The organism is Kitasatospora sp. NBC_01246 (assembly GCF_036226505.1).
Lineage (GTDB): Bacteria > Actinomycetota > Actinomycetes > Streptomycetales > Streptomycetaceae > Kitasatospora.
Genome location: NZ_CP108484.1, coordinates 3347752 through 3365526, shown reverse-complemented (window position 1 = coordinate 3365526; position 17775 = coordinate 3347752). Strand labels below are relative to the sequence as shown.

21 protein-coding genes are annotated in these 17775 nt (G+C 72.8%); 14 read left to right on the top strand and 7 right to left on the bottom strand.

The window, feature by feature from the left end; genetic code table 11:
- The first annotated feature begins 75 nt into the window (after positions 1 to 75).
- From OG618_RS14655 to mycP, 3 genes are all read left to right on the top strand, one after another.
- A complete protein-coding gene (locus tag OG618_RS14655; RefSeq protein ID WP_329487850.1) occupies positions 76 to 522 on the top strand; it encodes a hypothetical protein in 447 nt (148 codons plus the stop codon).
- 43 nt (positions 523 to 565) lie between these two features.
- Entirely contained in the window at positions 566 to 2035 is a 1470-nt protein-coding gene (locus OG618_RS14650; RefSeq protein ID WP_329487849.1) for a WXG100 family type VII secretion target, read from the top strand.
- A gap of 89 nt (positions 2036 to 2124) precedes the next feature.
- Positions 2125 to 3384: a type VII secretion-associated serine protease mycosin gene (gene mycP, locus OG618_RS14645; protein WP_329487848.1), complete on the top strand. Its 1260-nt coding sequence runs from the start codon at positions 2125 to 2127 to the stop codon at positions 3382 to 3384.
- 24 nt (positions 3385 to 3408) lie between these two features.
- On the opposite strand, the gene OG618_RS14640 is transcribed toward mycP, so the two are convergent.
- Positions 3409 to 3897, bottom strand: coding sequence for a GNAT family N-acetyltransferase (locus tag OG618_RS14640; protein ID WP_329487847.1), 489 nt, complete (start codon positions 3895 to 3897; stop codon positions 3409 to 3411).
- A 196-nt stretch (positions 3898 to 4093) separates the two neighbouring features.
- On the opposite strand from OG618_RS14640, the gene OG618_RS14635 reads away from it, so the two are divergent.
- Positions 4094 to 4696 (top strand): DinB family protein, encoded by a 603-nt coding sequence (locus OG618_RS14635; protein ID WP_329487846.1) that lies wholly within the window; start codon positions 4094 to 4096, stop codon positions 4694 to 4696.
- 66 nt (positions 4697 to 4762) lie between these two features.
- On the opposite strand, the gene OG618_RS14630 is transcribed toward OG618_RS14635, so the two are convergent.
- Together OG618_RS14630 and OG618_RS14625 are read right to left on the bottom strand one after the other, a co-directional pair.
- Positions 4763 to 5197: an RNA polymerase sigma factor gene (locus OG618_RS14630; protein ID WP_329487845.1), complete on the bottom strand. Its 435-nt coding sequence runs from the start codon at positions 5195 to 5197 to the stop codon at positions 4763 to 4765.
- Between the two features lie 791 nt (positions 5198 to 5988).
- Positions 5989 to 6495, bottom strand: a complete 507-nt coding sequence (locus OG618_RS14625) for a hypothetical protein (protein ID WP_329487844.1) — start codon at positions 6493 to 6495, stop codon at positions 5989 to 5991.
- Positions 6496 to 6750: 255 nt separating this feature from the next.
- Here OG618_RS14625 and OG618_RS14620 point away from each other — a divergent pair, with 255 nt between their 5' ends.
- A complete protein-coding gene (locus OG618_RS14620) occupies positions 6751 to 7782 on the top strand; it encodes a hypothetical protein (protein WP_329487843.1) in 1032 nt (343 codons plus the stop codon).
- Between the two features lie 19 nt (positions 7783 to 7801).
- On the opposite strand, the gene OG618_RS14615 is transcribed toward OG618_RS14620, so the two are convergent.
- Both OG618_RS14615 and OG618_RS14610 read right to left on the bottom strand, forming a co-directional pair.
- Positions 7802 to 8392 (bottom strand): isochorismatase family protein, encoded by a 591-nt coding sequence (locus OG618_RS14615; protein WP_329487842.1) that lies wholly within the window; start codon positions 8390 to 8392, stop codon positions 7802 to 7804.
- Between the two features lie 159 nt (positions 8393 to 8551).
- A complete protein-coding gene (locus tag OG618_RS14610; protein WP_329487841.1) occupies positions 8552 to 9868 on the bottom strand; it encodes a nicotinate phosphoribosyltransferase in 1317 nt (438 codons plus the stop codon).
- 152 nt (positions 9869 to 10020) lie between these two features.
- On the opposite strand from OG618_RS14610, the gene clpS reads away from it, so the two are divergent.
- From clpS to OG618_RS14575, 7 genes are all read left to right on the top strand, one after another.
- Positions 10021 to 10314, top strand: a complete 294-nt coding sequence (gene clpS, locus OG618_RS14605; RefSeq protein ID WP_329487840.1) for an ATP-dependent Clp protease adapter ClpS — start codon at positions 10021 to 10023, stop codon at positions 10312 to 10314.
- Between the two features lie 59 nt (positions 10315 to 10373).
- Positions 10374 to 10949 carry a DUF2017 domain-containing protein gene (locus tag OG618_RS14600; protein ID WP_329487839.1) on the top strand — a complete coding sequence of 192 codons (576 nt, stop codon included), beginning with the start codon at positions 10374 to 10376 and terminating at the stop codon, positions 10947 to 10949.
- Positions 10950 to 11136: 187 nt separating this feature from the next.
- Positions 11137 to 12591, top strand: a complete 1455-nt coding sequence (locus OG618_RS14595; protein WP_329487838.1) for an amino acid permease — start codon at positions 11137 to 11139, stop codon at positions 12589 to 12591.
- Positions 12592 to 12679: 88 nt separating this feature from the next.
- A complete protein-coding gene (locus tag OG618_RS14590; RefSeq protein WP_329487837.1) occupies positions 12680 to 13111 on the top strand; it encodes a M67 family metallopeptidase in 432 nt (143 codons plus the stop codon).
- Between the two features lie 138 nt (positions 13112 to 13249).
- Positions 13250 to 13369 carry a putative leader peptide gene (locus tag OG618_RS14585; RefSeq protein WP_327677307.1) on the top strand — a complete coding sequence of 40 codons (120 nt, stop codon included), beginning with the start codon at positions 13250 to 13252 and terminating at the stop codon, positions 13367 to 13369.
- Positions 13370 to 13473: 104 nt separating this feature from the next.
- On the top strand, positions 13474 to 13752 hold the full coding sequence (locus OG618_RS14580) for a MoaD/ThiS family protein (RefSeq protein WP_030394231.1): 279 nt from the start codon (positions 13474 to 13476) through the stop codon (positions 13750 to 13752).
- Between the two features lie 81 nt (positions 13753 to 13833).
- Positions 13834 to 14802: a PLP-dependent cysteine synthase family protein gene (locus tag OG618_RS14575; protein ID WP_329487836.1), complete on the top strand. Its 969-nt coding sequence runs from the start codon at positions 13834 to 13836 to the stop codon at positions 14800 to 14802.
- Positions 14803 to 14848: 46 nt separating this feature from the next.
- Here OG618_RS14575 and OG618_RS14570 read toward each other — a convergent pair whose 3' ends face one another.
- Positions 14849 to 15301 (bottom strand): type II toxin-antitoxin system PemK/MazF family toxin, encoded by a 453-nt coding sequence (locus OG618_RS14570; protein WP_329487834.1) that lies wholly within the window; start codon positions 15299 to 15301, stop codon positions 14849 to 14851.
- 184 nt (positions 15302 to 15485) lie between these two features.
- Between OG618_RS14570 and OG618_RS14565 the strand changes: the two genes are divergently transcribed.
- Together OG618_RS14565 and OG618_RS14560 are read left to right on the top strand one after the other, a co-directional pair.
- Positions 15486 to 15677, top strand: coding sequence for a helix-turn-helix transcriptional regulator (locus tag OG618_RS14565; protein WP_329487833.1), 192 nt, complete (start codon positions 15486 to 15488; stop codon positions 15675 to 15677).
- Between the two features lie 183 nt (positions 15678 to 15860).
- Positions 15861 to 16607: an MBL fold metallo-hydrolase gene (locus OG618_RS14560; RefSeq protein ID WP_329487832.1), complete on the top strand. Its 747-nt coding sequence runs from the start codon at positions 15861 to 15863 to the stop codon at positions 16605 to 16607.
- A gap of 4 nt (positions 16608 to 16611) precedes the next feature.
- Here OG618_RS14560 and OG618_RS14555 read toward each other — a convergent pair whose 3' ends face one another.
- A complete protein-coding gene (locus tag OG618_RS14555) occupies positions 16612 to 17526 on the bottom strand; it encodes a branched-chain amino acid transaminase (RefSeq protein WP_329487831.1) in 915 nt (304 codons plus the stop codon).
- Positions 17527 to 17775: the final 249 nt, after the last annotated feature.

The window sequence follows — 17775 nt, the reverse complement described above, 5'->3', positions numbered from 1 at the left end:
GCCCATGTGTTAGACATGTGTCTCCCGGAGCTGTGCACGACAGCGCGGGGCGGACGCACGGGGGAGGCGCCGGACGTGTCAACGGGGACCGGATCGACGGGCGGGGCCGGCGGCGGCTACCGCGTCGAAGTCGAGCAACTACGTGCCTTCGCCGCCCAGGTGCGGCTCCTGCTGGCCGAGTTCGAACGCCATGCCGACGGCACCCGCACCCACGGACAGAGCGCCGTCGGCAAGACCTCCTTCGGCACCTTCGCCGAGGCCACCGAACTGCACGGCCGGTACCAGACGATGCGCGACGGCCTGCGCGACGTGCTCAACCAGCTCCAGGAGGCCGTCGACGAGGCCCAGAAGAAGGCCGAACTCACCGCCACCAACTACCAGGAGCAGGAACACCGCACCGCCGGCAAGCTGAAACTCGGCGACGACGGCTGGTCGGTGGCGGCACCGTCCGCCACCAGCACCGCCGCCTACACCCGCACGGTGGCGCCGCCCCGGCACGACGGCGGGAAGTCCGAACGATGAGCGCCGACCGGGCACAGCCCCGCGGGAACGGAGGCGGCCACCGATGACGTACACCAACTTCAACGACTACAGCCACGCCGAACTCCGGAAGATGGCCCAGGCCCTCAACCCCGGAGAGGTGATGGCCGCCGGCGACCCCTGGCGCCGCGCCGCCGACACCCTCAAAGCCATCCGCGCGACCCTCACCCGGGCCAGCACCGAGGCCGCCATCAGCTGGGAGGGCACCACCAGCGACGCCTTCCACACCCGCATGCTCAACCTCGCCGCCACCATCAACAACGCGGCCTCCTACGCCAACGACGCCGCCAACACCCTCAAGGCGATGTCCGAGGCCATCGCCAAGGCCAAGCACGACATGCCCGAGGAACCCAGCGGCTGGGACCAGGTCAAGGACGGCATCGGCGACACCGTCTCGTCCCTCTTCGGCGACGACGACGAGGACAGCAGAACGGCCGTCGCCGAACAGCGCAAACTCGAAGCCGCCGCAGTGATGCAGACCCTCGCCATGCACTACCGCGTCGCCACCCCGATGCTGAAGCCACCACCGCCTTACCAGCCGCTCGGAAAGCTGGGCGACAATCGCGACATCGGTCCTCAGGACGATTCGAGCGGCTCGGCAGCGGTCGCCAGCGCGATGATGGCGGGTACCGGCCTCGGCGGTCCCACAATGACTCCGACCCAGGTCGGGGAGCAGCAGGCGCAGCCTCGGAGGACGTCCGAGCCGCCCCTGGTCAAGCGCCCCGTCTCGGCCGCTCCTCCCGCGCCCACCGATGCGGGGATCAAGGGCGGCACCGCGCAGACGCTTCCCAAACCGCCCGGAACGACGAACTACGGCCCGGGAGTGGGTATCGATGCCGCGGTGGTGAACGCTCCCAACAACGCCACCAGCAACAACGTCGTGACAGCCGGAACACAGTCGTCCGGTGGCAATCCGGGTAGCGGGCCCGGAGGGCTTCCGAGGCCCACCGGGGCCGTCCCCGGAGGCGGGCCGTCCGTCGACCCGGGCGGGACGACCGCGGGTGCGAAGAGTGCCTCCGGAAGCGTCCAGGGCAAGGGCGCCGCCTTGGGTAAGGACCCGATGGGCCGGCCGAGCGTCGCTGAGAAGTCTGTGAACCGTAGCGGTCGAGCCGTCGGCGCCGGCGAGGTGTTCGGGAGCGGGACCGGGAGCGGGAGCGGGAGCGGAGCCGGTGGCCGTGGCGCAGGTGCGACCACGGGTGGCAGCAGGACACCGGGGCGCACCGGCGGTGTCATCGGTGAGGGCGGCCGTTCCAGCACCGGCGGGGGCGGTAGGTACGCATTCACCGAGGGAGGCTCGGGCCTGGGCGCCCGAGCCCGGGCGAAGGCCGACCTGGGGGTCGGAGGTACGAGCGGCGTGGCACCGGGAGTGCCGGTCGGCGAAGCCAGGCAGCGCAAGAAGAACGAGGAGAAGAGCTCCAAGCGCCCGGACTATCTGGTGGAGGACGAGGAGACCTGGGCGTCGGACAAACCGACCAATCCGAACGTGGTGGAATGAGCCTGTCCTCGGGGAGGACGGGTTGATCTGATCCGGTGCCCCGCAGATCGGTGATCTGCGGGGCACATCGCTGAGTGGAGTGACCAGATTTGACGAGCAACCGACTGGCGCGCAGTACAGCGGCTATCGCCGCTGGGGGCCTGCTCTGGGCCACCTGCGCCACGCCGGCAGCGGCAGATCAGATCCGCGACAAGCAGTGGGCTCTGAAGACCTTCGAAGCCGAGAAGAAGGTCTGGCCCGTCAGCCAGGGCGAAGGCGTGATTGTCGGGCTGCTGGACAGTGGAGTCAGCCAGGAACACCAGGACTTGGCAGGGCAGGTCCTCCCCGGCGCCGACTTCTCCGGGGCGAACTCGGACGGGCGTGTCGACAGCGACGGCCATGGAACGTCGATGGCGAGTCTGATCGTGGGGCACGGGCACGGCGCCCAGGACGGAATCATGGGGCTGGCGCCCAAGGCGAAAGTCCTCCCCGTCAGACTGACGGCGAACGGCGAAGCGACAGGGCTTCAACAGAACAGCCTTGCGTCGGCCGTTCGGTTCGCGGTGGACCACGGCGCGAAGGTGGTCAATATGTCCATCGGCGGAGCGTCCCGATTCGACTCCGAGGTGCGCGAGGCCATCGGCTATGCCGCTTCCAAGGACGTCCTGCTGGTAGCCGCCGCCGGGAATACCGGAGGGGATCTGAAGGCAGTCTCGTACCCGGCCGCGTTTCCCGGAGTCGTCGCGGTCGGAGCCGTCGACGACGGAGGACGGGTCTGGGAGAGATCCACCTCGGGGCCCGAGGTCACCCTGGCCGCACCGGGGGTCGAGGTCTATCAGGCCACGGCCAAGTCCGCGTCGAGCTATGGCATCGGCAACGGCACCTCCGACGCCACCGCCTACGTCTCGGCCACCGCCGCGCTGATCAGGTCGAAGTATCCCGGGCTCTCGGCGGGGCAGGTCATCAATCGGATGATCAAGAGTGCGACGGCGCCGGGGGACGGGTCGGCGGTGCCGAACGCGCATTACGGGTACGGGATCGTCGATCCGGCCAAGGCGCTGGAGGCGAATCCCGCGGTGGACGGCGGCCCCAGGGCCAATCCGTTGCTCGGGCGGGCGGAGTCGCAGGGGGCTCCGCCGGATTCCGGGGCGGTGCCCGGCGACGGTGCCTCCGGGCCGCCGGTGGCGGCGCCGGTGGCGGGGGCGGGCGGGAACGCGGGGGTCACGTACACGCTGCTCGGGGCCGGGGGGCTGCTGGTGCTGGTGGTCGCCGGGGTGGCGGCGGGGTTGGCGGCGCGGGCGCGGAAGCGGCGGCGGGCCGTCGCGGCGAGCCCCTATCCGTACCCGCCGCAGCAGCCGCCGCAGTGGTGAGCCGGGTGTGCGCGGGCGCCGTCCTCAGAGCCGGCGGTGCATGATGTGCAGGCCGACGTAGCCCTTCCGGGGGTGGTGGAAGGCTTCGGGGACGGTGGTGAGGATCTCGAAGCCCAGGGACTCCCAGAGGGCCACCGCACGGGTGTTGGTCTCCACGACGGCGTTGAACTGCATCGCCCGGTAGCCGTCGGCGCGGGCCTGGTCGAGGACGTGGGCGCCGAGGGCGCGGGCGACGCCCCGGCCGGAGTGGCGGGGGTCGACCATGAAGCCCGCGTTGGCGACGTGGGCGCCGCCGCCGGCCTGGTTGGGGTGGCTCTCGGCGGTGCCCAGGACGGTGCCGTCCTCGTCGACGGCGACGAAGGTGCGGCCGGGGGCGGGTTTGCACCAGAGCGCGCGGGCCCGGTCCTCGGTGGTGTCGCGGTCCCAGCTGTAGGTCTCGCCGGCGGCGACGATCTCGCGGAGGAAGGCCCAGATGGCCGGCCAGTCGGCGGGGGTGGCTTCGCGGATGAGCATGGTGCCCAGCATGGACCCGGGCACCCCCGCCCGACCAGGGGGGAGGCGTACGAGCGGGACGAGGCCGGGCGGAACGGCTGAGCCGGGCGGGACGGCCGAGCGGGGCGGCGCGGCCGTGCGGCGCTGGCAGGATGTCGGCGGTCGGTGGCGGTCGGGCCGCTGGTGGCGGGCCGTTCCCCGCGGCCATCCTGGACGCATGACCAGCCCCGAGAACGCCCCCGCCCCGAAGGCTCCGGCCGCCGCCCCCGGAACCGTCGACACCCCCGACGCCGTCGTCCCGGACACCAAGGACTGGACCTGGGTGCTGGAGCGGGCCTGCCCGGACTGCGGCCTGGACTCCGGGGCCGTGGCCCGCGAGGCCGTCCCCGGGCTGATCCGGGCCAACGCGGACGCCTGGGTGGCGGTCCTGGCCGGCGACGGGGAGGCGCTGCGCCGGCGGCCCCGCCCGGAGACCTGGTCGGACCTGGAGTACGCCTGCCACGTGCGCGACGTCTTCCGGCTGTTCCACGTCCGGCTGAACCTCATGCTCGACCGGGAGGGCCCGGACTTCCCGAACTGGGACCAGGACGAGACGGCCGTCGCCGAACGCTACGGGGAGCAGCGGCCGGACGCCGTCGCGGCGGATCTGGCCGCGGCGGCGCGGATCCTGGCGGACGCCTTCGAGCGGGTCACGGACGAGCAGTGGCGGCGCACCGGCAACCGCAGCGACGGCGCGCGCTTCACGGTGGAGTCGTTCGCCCGCTACCTGGTCCACGACCCGGTCCACCACCTCTACGACGTGACGGGCGAGCGGGTCTGATCCACCGGTCGCGGGTCCGGGCGCCGGTACGCGGCGCGGCGGCCCGGCGCGAGGGCTCGGCCGGGGTCACCAGCCGGAGGCCTCACGCAGCATGGTGCGGCGGAGTCGGCCGGCCACGCTGGCGGTGTCGGTGCCGATGACATCGGCGATCTCGGGTGCGGCGAGGCCGACCACGTAGTGCAGGATCGCCAGGTCGTCGTCGGCGGCCGGGTGGTCGGGTCCGGGCCGGCGGGTGTGGTCGCCGACCGTGCCGCGCAGGATCTGCCAGGCGTGCGCCGTGGGGTTGGAGCTGCCCAGCAACTCCCGCCAGTGGACGGCGATTTCAGCGAAGGCCTGTTGGACCGCGCCGTCCGCCTCGGTCTGGTCCGGCAGCCATACCCGGGCGTAGCTGAGGTACCGCGGTCGGTGCAGCTCGCAGAAGGCCGCGAACTCCAGCGGTACGGCAGGCGGTTCGTCGAGCCCCGGGGGAGGCTCGGCGGTGCTGTCATGACGGTTGGTCATCTCGGCTTCTCGGCAAGTGAGATGGGCTTCTGACGGTCGATCATCTGTGCTCACTCTACGGTAGGCGCTCGGTGCGCTGGGTGACCAATCGGATTGAATGCCCGGAACGCACCGCCGCTCGGCCGGTTCCGGCGGTGGCCGGATGCGGGCGAGCGGACGGCAGGGTGGCGCGGGGCCGGTGGTGGAGTGGGGCGCAGTGGTGCGGCAGGCGCGGATCTGAGTGCGTCGTGGCCGGTCAGCGGGGTGGGGCGACGGAGTCGCGGGGCGGTTGATGAGCCACCGTAGGCGGTTCGGCGGCTCACGTCCACGCCATCGGCGTGAAGCCGCACGCGCGCAACCGGTCGCGCGCGTGGCGGGCCTGGGCAGGTGTTCGGACGGTCCCCGGGGCGGGTCGGCGAAGGGGTGGTGCGCTCGCGCCGCCGGGGGGCGGTGCCGGGTGGGAGCCGGCCGGCCGGGGAGGGGTCACGTGGGGCCGGATGGGGCCTGACGGAGTCCCCGGTGCAGCCCTGTGGGGCCGTGCGTGCTCGGCGGGGCCGTGCGGTGCTGGGCGGTGCTGTGCGGAGACGGTGGGGACGGGTGGACCGGGGCCGGGAGCGGGTCGAAGCGGTGCGGTCGGTGCTGCGGCGTCCAGAGCGGCCCTTCGAGCGGTCCGTCGGGCGGTGCCGCCCGGTCGGTGCGGTCGAGGCGGCGGGGCGGGCGGTCCGGCCCCCTCCGGCCGCCCTGTCCGTGTCGGTGGCGCTCCGGCGCCCGGCGCGCGGGCGCGTGACGCGGGTCGCTCGTCCGAGCGAACGTCAGCCGGTGCGCCCGGCCTCCGAAGTGGTGATCCGGCCGTCCGCCGCGGCGGCCCTTCCGAGCTGGGCGGGAAACGCCTCGACGGCCCGCCGCCGGGCCAGTTCGGCCGCCGCCGCAGCGGCTCCGGCGGCGCTCGCGGCCGGGTCCGGCCCGGTGGGGTCGTCGGTCCGTCGTTCGCGGCCGACCGCGGTGCGGGCGGCCTGGTCCTCGGCCGCCTGTCTCGCGGCCAGGTAGGCCTGGACGGCGGCCATCCCGTAGACGGGCTGGATCAGCTGGTGGCCCTTGAAGAAGGGCCTGGCCGGGGCGAATCCGGCGGCGACCACCAGGTCGCGGATCTCGGCTATCTCCGCCTCGCTGCGGGCGGTGAAGCGAACCTCCCAGCCCTTTTTGTACGTATGGCCCTGTTCGCCGCTGCGGCGGGCCGGGTCCGGCCGGCGGACGTATCCGGGCAGGCGGCCAAGGCGGAGCTGGGCCGCGCGGAGGCCGGCGGTCTCGTCACGTGACATGCACCAAGAGTAGGCAATCCGGGGAGTGGGAGTGACGTCCGGACGCGCTTCATCGTATGCCCTTGGTCACGCACGGTCAGACACCCTGGTGGTCGATCGGCATCGATCAATGATGACAAGTATATGAACGCCCATTACGCCGAATGAGTGAGGGTATGAGGACTTTAGTGCGGGCTGGTCCCGGTTTCGCGACGGTTGGGTAACAGTGCGTCAGGTGGCCGATGGTCGGTGCGGGCGGTTGGGGATGGTGTCGGCATGAGCTACCGGATCCCCTCGCCGCCGCCCTCCCTGGAGGAACTGGCGAAGCGTCAGCAGAACGTCATCACCGCCAGCCAGCTGCGCGCCCGGGGCGTGCCGGCCCGGGTGGTCACCGAGCACTGCCGCCGCGGCGGCCCCTGGCAGCGGCTGCTGCCCAGGGTCTACCTCCTGCAGTCCGCCGAGCCGACCCCGGAGCAGCGGATGTGGGCGGCCCTGCTCTACGCCGCGCAGAACGGGCGCGAGGAGGGCCGCCGGGAGGGCGCCGTGATCACCGGGACGGCCGCGCTGGCGCTCTACGGCTTCGCCGCCGTGCCCCGGCTGCCCGCCGTCACCGGGGTGGACGTCCTGGTGCCCCGCCAGCGCCGCCTGAAGGACGCCGGCGGGGTGCGGATCCGGCGCACCGAGCGGGAGTTGGTCGCCAGCTCGGTGCACGGCCTGGCCTGCGCGCCGGTCGCCCGGGCGGTCGCCGACGCGCTGCGCGAGTGGACGGCGGACGGCGCCGCGCCGGAGTTCGGCGAGGGCGTCGCGCTGCCGGTCCGCGCGGTGCTGCGGGAGGCCGTGGCGCGCCCCGGCATCCGGTGCACCGTCCGGGAGTTGGTCGCCGAGCTGACCGAGTCCGGGCTGGCCGCCGACCTGCGGGTGCGGGCCGCGCTGGACGAACTGCTGGCCGCCGAGCGGGAGGCGGTGCTGGAGCGGGTCGGCGCCCTGCTGGACGAGTGGCTGCTGCCCGCCCCGCTGACCGGTCCCGAGCTGCGGATGCGCGGCGGCACCTACATCGCCGTCCCGGACCTCTACTGGCCGCGGTCGGGGGTGGCGGTGGAGGTCGACTCCGAGCTGCGCTGCGTCAGCGAGGGGGAGGCCGCCTGGGTGCGCGCCGGCCAGCACCGGATGGAGTACCTCGGGGTCCGGGTGGTCTACCTCTCCGGTGCGCGGCTGGCCGACGAGCCGGAGGCCGTCGGCGCCGAGCTGCGCGAGGCCTTCCGGCAGGGCGGCACCGACGTGGTGGAGCTGCTGGTCACCGAGCGGTGAGCCGGCGCCGCTCCGGGGCTCAGCCCCGAACCGTCGGCGTCCCGACCAGTTCGACGCCGGCCGCCCGCAGCTCCTCCAGCGCGGCGGCGGTGGTCCGCGGCGACACGCCGGCCGTGAGGTCGAGCAGGATCCGGGTCGCGAAGCCCGCCCGGACGGCGTCCAGCGCGGTGGCCTTGACGCAGTGGTCGGTGGCGAGCCCGACCACGTCGACCTCGCTGACCTGACGCTCGCGCAGCCACTCGATCGGGCCGCGGTTGTTCTCGTCGACGCCCTCGAATCCGCTGTACGCCGCCGCGTAGGCGCCCTTGTCGAAGACCGCCTCGATCGCGCCGGAGGTGACGGAGGGCGCGAAGTTGGGGTGGAAGCCGACGCCCTCGGTGCCCGCCACGCAGTGCACCGGCCAGCTGTTGACGTAGTCCGGGTGGTCGGAGAAGTGGTCGCCCGGATCGATGTGGTTGTCGCGGGTCGCGAGGACGTGCTGGTAGCCGGCGGGGGACTCGGCGATCAGGTCGGTGATCGCGGCGGCCACCTCGGCCCCGCCGGCGACGGCCAGGCTGCCGCCCTCGCAGAAGTCGTTCTGCACGTCGACGACGATCAGTGCCCGGTGCATGGCTTGCATCCTCGGTGGTGTGGTGGGGGCGGTGCGCTGGTTCTCCGCGCTTCCGGTTGAACTCTACGGTCGACTGTAGGCAGTGGCACCCGGTGGCGGAAGGCCCGGGGAGCGCCCGGGCCCTCCGCCGCCGGCCGTGCGGCCCGCGCCGACCGGCGGTCAGACGATCAGTTCGGTCGGCAGCACCGGGTCGCCCTTGGACAACTGGGTCGCCGACAGCGGCAGCCCGGCCAGGGTCCGGACGAGCCGCTCGCGCGCCGCGCCGAGCGGCTCCCGGCCGACCACCTCGCCGGCCCGCACCAGCGGTACCTGAAGGAGGTGCGGCTCCAGCTCGGCCGGGATCGGCCCGGTGCCGACCACCTCGGCCTCGGCGACGCCGTCCTGGTCGGGGCGGCGGGCCGCCCACTTGCGGCCGCCGACACTGCTCTTGGCGCCCGCCGAGCGCTTGGCGACCGGCAGCAGCGGTCCGTCCGGCACCTGGGCGCGGGCGACCAGCTTGTAGACCATCGCGCAGGTCGGGTGGCCGCTGCCGGTGACCAGGCTGGTGCCGACGCCGTAGCCGTCGACCGGGGCGGCGGCCAGCGCGGCGATCGCGTACTCGTCCAGGTCGGAGGTGACGATGATCCGGGTCTTCTCGGCGCCGAGCTCGTCCAGCTGACGGCGGACCCGGTGGGCCAGCAGGGTGAGGTCGCCGGAGTCGATCCGCACCGCGCCGAGCTCGGGGCCGGCCACCTCGACGGCGGTGCGCACGGCCTCGCGCAGGTCGAAGGTGTCGACCAGCAGGGTGGTGCCCCGGCCCATCGAGGCGATCTGCGCCCGGAACGCGCCCCGCTCGTCGTCGTGCACCAGGGTGAAGGCGTGCGCGGCGGTGCCGGTGGTCGGGATGTCGTAGGTGAAGCCGGCCTCCAGGTCGGAGGTGGCCGCGAAGCCGGCCACGTACGCGGCGCGGGCGGCGGCCACGGCGGCCTGCTCGTGGGCGCGCCGGGCGCCCATCTCGATGCACGGGCGGCCGCCGGCGGCGGCGGTCATCCGGGCGGCGGCGGCCGCGATCGCCGAGTCGTGGTTGAGGATCGAGAGGATCACCGTCTCCAGGATCACCGCCTCGGCGAAGCTGCCCTCGACGGTGAGCAGCGGCGAACCGGGGAAGTAGACCTCGCCCTCCGGGTAGCCGTGGATGTCGCCGGTGAACCGGTAGTCGGCCAGGAAGCGCAGGGTGTCCTCCTCGACCACGCCCTGGCCGGCCAGCCAGTCGAGCTGCGCGCTGGTGAAGCGGAAGTTCTCGACGGCGTCGAGCACCCGCCCGGTGCCGGCCATCACGCCGTAGCGGCGGCCGGCCGGCAGGCGGCGGGTGAACACCTCGAAGACGGAGCGGCGGTGCGCGGCTCCGCTGCGCAGGGCGGCCTGCAACATGGTGAGCTCGTAGCGGTCGGTGAGGAGCGCGGTCGAACCGGCCGCGCGCACTGAAGTGGCGTCCATGGGGATGATGCTACTACCACTTAGCGTCAGATTGACGATTTCTCATCGGGGGTGTTCGCGGACCCCGGGTCGGAATCGCCCGGAGGTTCCCCGGATGGCAGCATGGGGGCTGAAGGGGTATGTGCGGGAAGAACGGCGAGGAGGACCCAGCGGTGAGTGTCGCGCCCGTGGAGATCGAGCGCCCGGAGGTCGAAGGCCTGCCGGTGGCGGAGCCGGACACGCCCTGGGTGACCATCGTGCACAACGACCCGGTCAACCTGATGAGCTACGTCCAGTACGTGTTCCAGGCCTACTTCGGCTACCCGAAGGACAAGGCCCGGAAGCTGATGATGGAGGTGCACAGCAAGGGCCGGGCGGTGGTCTCCAGCGGATCCCGCGAGGAGATGGAGCGCGACGTGCAGGCGATGCACGGCTACGGGCTGTGGGCCACGCTGCAGCACGACTGACCCGCGGACCGCGTCCCCGCACCCCACCGAAGACGACGAAGACGGGCTGACCGATACAGATGGCTGGGTTGTTCGAGAGTGCCGGCGGCGGGAGCGCGGCGATCGCGCTGGACGAGCTGGAGGCCTCCATCCTGCGCTCGCTGGAGGTGCAGATGCTGGAGCTGATCGGACCGGGCCCGGGCGGGGACTCCGACGACCCGCTCGCCGCGCTGTTCGCGGACGGGCCGACCGAGGCCCCCGCCGACCCGGCGCTGGCCCGGCTCTTCCCCGACGCCTACGGCGACCCGGAGAAGCCGGACGACGCCGAGGCCAGGGAAGCCGCCCGGGAGTTCCGCCGCTACACCGAGCTGGACCTGCGGGCCCGCAAGCGCGAGGACGCGCTGCAGGTGGTCCGCGCGCTGGACGGTCTCGGGGGCGAGGGCGGCGTGCTCAAGCTGGCCGCCGCCGACTGCCTGCGCTGGCTGGGCGCGCTCAACGACCTGCGGCTCACCCTGGGGGTGCGGCTGGAGGTCGAGGAGGAGGACGAGCAGGGTCTGTACGACCTGCCGGACAGCGACGAGCGCAAGCCGCTGGTGATGGCCTACCTGTGGCTGGGGGCGCTGCAGGAGTCGCTGCTGGAGGCGATCGCGGACTGATCCCGCCCCGCTGCCGGGCCGCCGTGACCCCCCGTCCGCATGCTGGACGGGGGGTCACGGCTTTTCCGCTCAAAACGGGCGGAATCATATGACGACATGCTCAAATATCGCTCAGATGAACACCGCTATCCGGAACCTGCGTGGTACGACTGCTCCACCCCACGAGACCCACCCAGGACGGTGCACCATGGCCGAACAGATCTACGACGAGGTCGTCGACTCCAAACCGGACGAGGAGGGCTACGAGCGGGGTCTGGGCAGTCGCCAGATCCAGATGATCGCCATCGGCGGCGCCATCGGCACCGGGCTCTTCCTCGGCGCCGGCACCGCGATCTCCAAGTCCGGACCGAGCCTGATCCTCTCCTACGCCGTGGCCGGCGTGGTGATCTTCGTGATCATGCGGGCCCTCGGCGAGCTGCTCACCTACCGCCCGGTCGCCGGCAGCTTCGCCGAGTACGCCCGGGAGTTCCTCGGCCCCTTCGCGGGCTTCGTGACCGGCTGGACGTACTGGCTGTTCTGGGTGGTCACCGGCATGGCCGAGACCACCGCCGCCGCCGTCTACGTGAAGTTCTGGGCGCCCGGCATCCCGCAGTGGCTCAGCGCGCTCACCTTCCTGGTCATCCTCTACGGGGCCAACCTGATCTCGGTGAAGCTGTTCGGCGAGATCGAGTTCTGGTTCTCGATGGTCAAGGTCACCGCCATCATCGGCATGATCCTGATCGGCATCGGCGTGCTGACCCTCGGCTTCAGCGACGCCGGTGACACCGCGTCGATCACCCACCTCTGGGACAACGGCGGCTTCTTCCCCAAGGGGATCGGCGCCACCGTGATGACCCTGCAGATCGTCATGTTCGCCTACCTCGGCGTCGAGCTGGTCGGCGTCACCGCCGGTGAGAGCGAGAACCCGCAGAAGACCCTGCCGCGCGCCATCAACACGCTGCCCTGGCGGATCGCGCTCTTCTACATCGGCGCCCTGGTGATCATCCTGTCGCTGGTGCCGTGGACCGAATTCCAGCCCGGCGTCAGCCCGTTCGTCGCCGCCTTCGGCAAGATCGGCATCCCCGCCGCGGCCGGCATCATCAACTTCGTGGTGCTCACCGCGGCGCTCTCCTCCTGCAACTCCGGCATGTACTCCACCGGCCGGATGCTGCGCGACCTCGCCCTGCGCGGCCAGGCCCCCGGCCGGCTCACCAAGCTCAACTCCCACCGCAGCCCCGCCGTCGCGATCACCCTCTCCTCGCTGCTGATGGGCGCCGGCGTGGTGCTCAACTACCTCGTCCCGGCCAAGGCGTTCGAGTACATCACCTCGGTGGCCACCGTCTGCGGCCTCTGGACCTGGGCGGTCATCCTGGTCTCCCAGATCCGCTACCGGAAGGCCTGGAAGGGCGGCCACCTGCCGCCCCCCGGCTTCAAGGCGCCCGGCGGCCTCTGGAGCAGCTGGGCCGCCCTCGGCTTCCTCGCCCTGGTGATCGTCCTGATCGCCCTCGACAAGGACAACCGCATCTCGCTGTACGTCTTCCCCGGCTGGGCCGTCCTGCTCGTGGTCGGCTACCAGGTGCTCAAGCGCCGCCGCCCGCAGGCCGTCCACGCCGTCGCCCACGACCACCTGCACGCCCGCAACGGCAACGGCGGCGGCCACTGAGCCGCCCGCCGTCCGCCTCCTGGACCGGCGCCGACCACGCCCCGGACGCTCCGGCGGACACCCGCCGGGGCGTGGCTATCCTGACCGCATGCTGACCATCACCCGAGAACTGCGCGACGCCATCGTCGCCCACGCCCGCGCCGACCACCCGGACGAGGCCTGTGGCGTGGTCGCCGGACCGGCCGGCAGCGGACGGCCCGAGCGGTTCGTCCCGATGCTCAACGCCGCCCGGTCGCCCACCTTCTACGAGTTCGACTCGGGCGACCTGCTGAAGCTCTACCGCGAGATGGACGACCGGGACGAGGAGCCCGTGATCGTCTACCACTCGCACACCGCCACCGAGGCCTACCCCTCGCGTACCGACGTGAGCTACGCCTCCGAGCCGTTCGCCCACTACGTCCTGGTCTCCACCGCCGACGGCAACGGCCCGGACGACCCGTACCAGTTCCGATCGTTCCGCATCGTGGACGGCGCGATCACGGAGGAAGACGTCCAGGTCGTCGAGGCCTACCAGCCCTGACCGGCACCCCCCTGGGCGCGGCCCGCCGACCGTCCGAGCGACGGCGGCGGGCCCTGCCGTCTCAGCCACAGAAACGGAAACATCCGGATTCCGAGACGGGCATGTCGGAGCGAGCCCGGGAATCTATACGATGAGCCCATGCGTTCCGTCGATGTGAGCACTCAGGCCCCGGGCACCCGCCTCGTGGCGCGCCTGCACGTCGACCTGTGCCGGCTCGCCAGCGCGATCTGTCCCGGCACGCCGGCGCGCTCGCGCTGAGCCGCCCGCCCCAGGCCCGCCGCACGCCCTGCGCACCGGGCCGGACCCGACCTGCCGCGCCCGCTGCGGCCCACCCACCTCACGACTCGCACAGGAGCGCACCCATGGCCATCGAGGTCCGCATCCCGACCATCCTCCGCACCTACACCGACGGCGCCAAGGCCGTCGAGGGCACCGGCAGCAACCTCGGGGAACTCTTCCAGGACCTCGACGCCCGCCACCCGGGCATCGCCGCCCGCCTGCTGGACGGCGGCGAGCTGCGCCGCTTCGTCAACGTCTACCTCAACGACGAGGACGTCCGCTTCCTGGAGGGCATCTCCACCGCCCTCGCCGACGGCGACAGCGTCACCATCCTGCCCGCCGTGGCCGGCGGCGCCCGCTGACCTCCGGTCCTCCCGCCCGCCGGCCGCGCGGGCGGGAGGACCGCCGCACCCGACCCTCACCGCCGTTGCCGGAGGCACCCCTTGCGTTACGACAGCCCGCTCGAAGCCGTCGGCAACACCCCGCTGGTCCGCCTGCCCCGACTCTCCGCCGCCGTCCCCGGCAACACCGACGGCCTGGTGACGCTCTGGGCCAAGCTGGAGGACCGCAACCCCACCGGCTCCATCAAGGACCGCCCCGCGCTGCACATGATCGAGCGCGCCGAGGCCGCCGGGCTGCTCACCCCCGGGTGCACCATCCTGGAGCCCACCAGCGGCAACACCGGCATCTCGCTCGCCATGGCCGCCAAGCTCAAGGGCTACCGGATGGTCTGCGTGATGCCGGAGAACACCAGCGAGGAGCGCCGCGAGCTGCTGCGCATGTGGGGCGCGGAGATCATCCCCTCACCGGCCGCCGGCGGCTCCAACACCGCGGTGCGGATCGCCAAGGAGATCGCCGCCGAGCATCCCGACTGGGTCATGCTCTACCAGTACGGCAACCCCGACAACGCCGGCGCCCACTACGCCACCACCGGCCCCGAGATCCTCGCGGACCTGCCCTCCGTCACCCACTTCGTGGCCGGCCTGGGCACCACCGGCACCCTGATGGGCGTCGGCCGGTTCCTGCGCGAGAAGGTGCCCGGGGTGCGGATCGTCGCCGCCGAGCCCCGCTACGACGACCTGGTCTACGGCCTGCGCAACCTCGACGAGGGCTTCGTTCCCGAGCTGTACGACGCCGAGGTGCTCACCACCCGCTTCTCGGTCGGCTCCGCCGACGCCGTCCGCCGCACCCGTGAACTCCTCCAGCAGGAGGGCATCTTCGCGGGCGTCTCCACCGGCGCCATCCTGCACGCCGCGATCGGCGTCGGCCGCAAGGCCGCCACCGCCGCGGAGCGCGCCGACATCGTCTTCGTCGTCGCGGACGGCGGCTGGAAGTACCTCTCCACCGGCATCTACACCGCCGAGTCGACCGAGGCCGCGGTCGAGGCCCTGCAGGGCCAGCTCTGGGCCTGACGGAGGCTCCGGGCCCGTCCCTGCGGCCCGGCCCGGCCGGACGCCCCTAGCCCGAGACCGCCTGCCGGGCCCGGGCCCAGATCCGCCCGTCGACCACACCGGCCCGGCGGCGGAAGGCCGAGAGCGGCACCTCGCGCAGCTCGTCGGTCTCCAGCCAGCTGGTCCGCCCCTGGCGGTCGCCCACCGAGCCGGGCGGCAGCGCCAGCACGCCCGGCCGCTCCGCGTGGTGCTTGCTGGTGATCTTCGCGACGGTCGCGGTCCGGCCCCCGACCCGCAGCACCAGGCAGGGGCGGTCCTTCGCCCCCGGGCCGTCCTCGAACGGCACCTCCGCCCACCAGATCTCCTGCGGCGCCGGGCCCGGGCGCCCCTTCGCCGGGCGCGGCCGCGGCGCCGGCCGGGTCGGCGCGGGCCCGCCGCGGGCCCGCCGGACCAGCACCGACACGACAACGGCCAGCAGCGCGGCACCCGCCACGGCCAGCAGCACCCAGAAGCCAGTCATGCGCCAGACCGTACCCGGCACCCGGCCGGCCCCACCACCACGACGGCTGTGACAGTCGGGCATTTATCCGTTCCCTGCTCCCGGTTCGTCACGGAATGACCACGGAGTCCGTTGTGCGCAGGATGCCGCTCCCGGGGCCCGGAAAGCTGATCACGCACGTCCCCCCTGCACCCCGAGGTGACCCGTGAGCCGCAGCACCGACCTGTGGTCGTACGCCGAGATCGCCCGCCACATCAACGTCCAGCCGGAGACCGTCCGCAACTACCGCCGGCACGGCCTGCTCCCCGACCCCGATGCCGTCGACGGCAACGGACACCCCCGCTGGCACCCCGACACGATCAAGGCCTGGGCCCGCCGGCGCCCCGGCCACCGCTGAACCACCGCACCGAGCCGCCCCCGGCGTTCTGGTGATTCCAGCCACAGCCCGGCACGGAGACGGGGGCAAAGTGCCCCTCCGCCCTTACTCTCGACACGCGAACGCAGTGCTACCCGCCGGTTCACCGGCCGGTACTGCCATTGACCAGCAGCAGCCGAAACGTGTCGGGGCGGAGGGGCTCGGATGAAACTGACCGTGGTGGGGTGCTCGGGGAGCTTCCCGTCCGCCGACTCGCCGTGCTCCAGCTACCTCGTGGAGGCCGACGGCTACCGCGTCGTACTCGACCTCGGCAACGGCGCGCTCGGCGCCCTGCAGAAGTACGTCAGCCTCTACGAGGTCGACGCCGTCCTGCTCAGCCACCTGCACGCCGACCACTGCGTCGACCTCTGCGCCTACTGGGTCGCCCGCAACTACCGGGCCGAGGGCTGCCCCGACCCGCTGCCCGTCTACGGCCCCGCCGGCACCGCCGAGCGGATGGCCCGCGCCTACGACATGCCCGAGAACCCCGGCATGAAGGGGGTCTTCGACTTCCGGACCCTCACCCCCGGCGCCTTCGACCTCGGCCCGTTCCGGATCGAGGTCGCCCAGGTCAACCACCCCGTCGACGCGTTCGCCTTCCGACTCGAACACGCCGGCCGCACCCTCGTCTACTCCGGCGACACCGGCGAGAGCGCCGCCCTCGTCGAACTCGCCCGCGACAGCGACCTCTTCCTCTGCGAAGCCGCCTACATCGACGGCCGCGACACCTACCGGGCCGTCCACCTCAACGGCCGCGAGGCCGGCGAACACGCCACCGCCGCCCGCGCCCGCCGGCTCGTCCTCACCCACATCCCGCCGTGGACCGACGCCGAACACAACCGCCGGGACGCCGCCGCCGCCTTCGCCGGACCGGTCGACGTCGCGAGAGCCGGCGCCGTCTACGACCTCTGAACGCTCACCCCACCGGCGTCAGCCAGCGCCGGTAGCGCGGGTCCTCGCCGGAGACCGCCGCCTCGTACGCCTCGCGCAGCCGCTCCGTGACCGGGCCGGGGGAGGACGGCAGCTCGCGGTCGTCCAGTGACCGCACCGGCACCACCCCGGCCGCCGTCCCGCACAGGAACACCTCGTCCGCCGCGTAAAGGTCCGAGCGCAGCAGACCCTCCACCCGCACCGGCACCCCCAGACCGGCGGCCAGCTCCAGCACCGTGTCCTGGGTGATCCCCTCCAACGCGCCCGCGCTCGACGGCGGCGTCCGCAGCACCCCGTCACGCACCAGGAACACGTTCTCGCCGGTGCACTCGCTCACCGAACCGTCCGACCCCAGCAGCAGCGCCTCGTCGTACCCCGCGTCGCTCGCCTCCCGGCGGGCCAGCACCGAGTTCAGGTACGGCCCGGTCGCCTTCGCCGCAGGCGGCACCGCGTTCGGGTCGTTCCGCCGCCAACTGCTCGTCTTCACCCTGATCCCACCACCGCCGTCCGGCAGTTGGGACTGCCACTGCCAACTCGCGATCGCCGTGGTGGTGGGCGAGAAGCGCATGTCCAGGCCCATCGAGCCGTACCCCAGGAACGCGAAGTGCCGCAGATAGCACGACCGGTGGCCGTTCGCCCGGACCATCTCCACCGTCGCCTTGGTCAAATCCTCCACACTGTAGGGGAGTTCCATTCGCAGCATCCGCGCACTGCGGTCCAGCCGGCGCAGGTGCTCGGGCAGCCGGAACACCGCCGGACCGTCCGCCGTCTCGAACACCCGGGTGCCCTCCAACACCCCCGTGCCGTAGTGCAGGCCGTGCGTCAGCACATGCGTCCGCGCCTGCTGCCAGGGCACCAGCGCGCCGTCCATCCAGATCGTCGAAGCCTCGGGAAGAGCCATGGCCCCATCCTGGCCGCCGCCGGACCGCGGCCGGGCCCTCCCGGCGCTGCCGCAACCGGACATGACCGGGAGCGGAACCGGCCCGCCGCCCCGCCCCTCGGAAACCCCGGCCCGCCGCCCCGCTCCTCGGAGACCCCGGCCCGCCGTCTCGCTCCTCGGAAACCCCGGCCCGCCGTCTCGCTCCTCGGAAACCCCGGTCCGCCGTCTCGGTCCTCGGAAACCCCGGCCCGCCCGCGCCCGGCCTCACTA

What these genes read in the sequence shown, in the direction of transcription:
- OG618_RS14650 (WP_329487849.1), top strand. Translation starts at nt 566, where the DNA reads ATGACGTACACCAACTTCAACGACTACAGCCACGCCGAACTCCGGAAG.
- OG618_RS14640 (WP_329487847.1), bottom strand. Translation starts at nt 3,897, where the DNA reads ATGCTCATCCGCGAAGCCACCCCCGCCGACTGGCCGGCCATCTGGGCC.
- OG618_RS14635 (WP_329487846.1), top strand. Translation starts at nt 4,094, where the DNA reads ATGACCAGCCCCGAGAACGCCCCCGCCCCGAAGGCTCCGGCCGCCGCC.
- OG618_RS14630 (WP_329487845.1), bottom strand. Translation starts at nt 5,197, where the DNA reads ATGACCAACCGTCATGACAGCACCGCCGAGCCTCCCCCGGGGCTCGAC.
- OG618_RS14625 (WP_329487844.1), bottom strand. Translation starts at nt 6,495, where the DNA reads ATGTCACGTGACGAGACCGCCGGCCTCCGCGCGGCCCAGCTCCGCCTT.
- OG618_RS14620 (WP_329487843.1), top strand. Translation starts at nt 6,751, where the DNA reads ATGAGCTACCGGATCCCCTCGCCGCCGCCCTCCCTGGAGGAACTGGCG.
- OG618_RS14615 (WP_329487842.1), bottom strand. Translation starts at nt 8,392, where the DNA reads ATGCACCGGGCACTGATCGTCGTCGACGTGCAGAACGACTTCTGCGAG.
- OG618_RS14610 (WP_329487841.1), bottom strand. Translation starts at nt 9,868, where the DNA reads ATGGACGCCACTTCAGTGCGCGCGGCCGGTTCGACCGCGCTCCTCACC.
- OG618_RS14600 (WP_329487839.1), top strand. Translation starts at nt 10,374, where the DNA reads ATGGCTGGGTTGTTCGAGAGTGCCGGCGGCGGGAGCGCGGCGATCGCG.
- OG618_RS14595 (WP_329487838.1), top strand. Translation starts at nt 11,137, where the DNA reads ATGGCCGAACAGATCTACGACGAGGTCGTCGACTCCAAACCGGACGAG.
- OG618_RS14590 (WP_329487837.1), top strand. Translation starts at nt 12,680, where the DNA reads ATGCTGACCATCACCCGAGAACTGCGCGACGCCATCGTCGCCCACGCC.
- OG618_RS14585 (WP_327677307.1), top strand. Translation starts at nt 13,250, where the DNA reads ATGCGTTCCGTCGATGTGAGCACTCAGGCCCCGGGCACCCGCCTCGTG.
- OG618_RS14580 (WP_030394231.1), top strand. Translation starts at nt 13,474, where the DNA reads ATGGCCATCGAGGTCCGCATCCCGACCATCCTCCGCACCTACACCGAC.
- OG618_RS14570 (WP_329487834.1), bottom strand. Translation starts at nt 15,301, where the DNA reads ATGACTGGCTTCTGGGTGCTGCTGGCCGTGGCGGGTGCCGCGCTGCTG.
- OG618_RS14560 (WP_329487832.1), top strand. Translation starts at nt 15,861, where the DNA reads ATGAAACTGACCGTGGTGGGGTGCTCGGGGAGCTTCCCGTCCGCCGAC.
- OG618_RS14555 (WP_329487831.1), bottom strand. Translation starts at nt 17,526, where the DNA reads ATGGCTCTTCCCGAGGCTTCGACGATCTGGATGGACGGCGCGCTGGTG.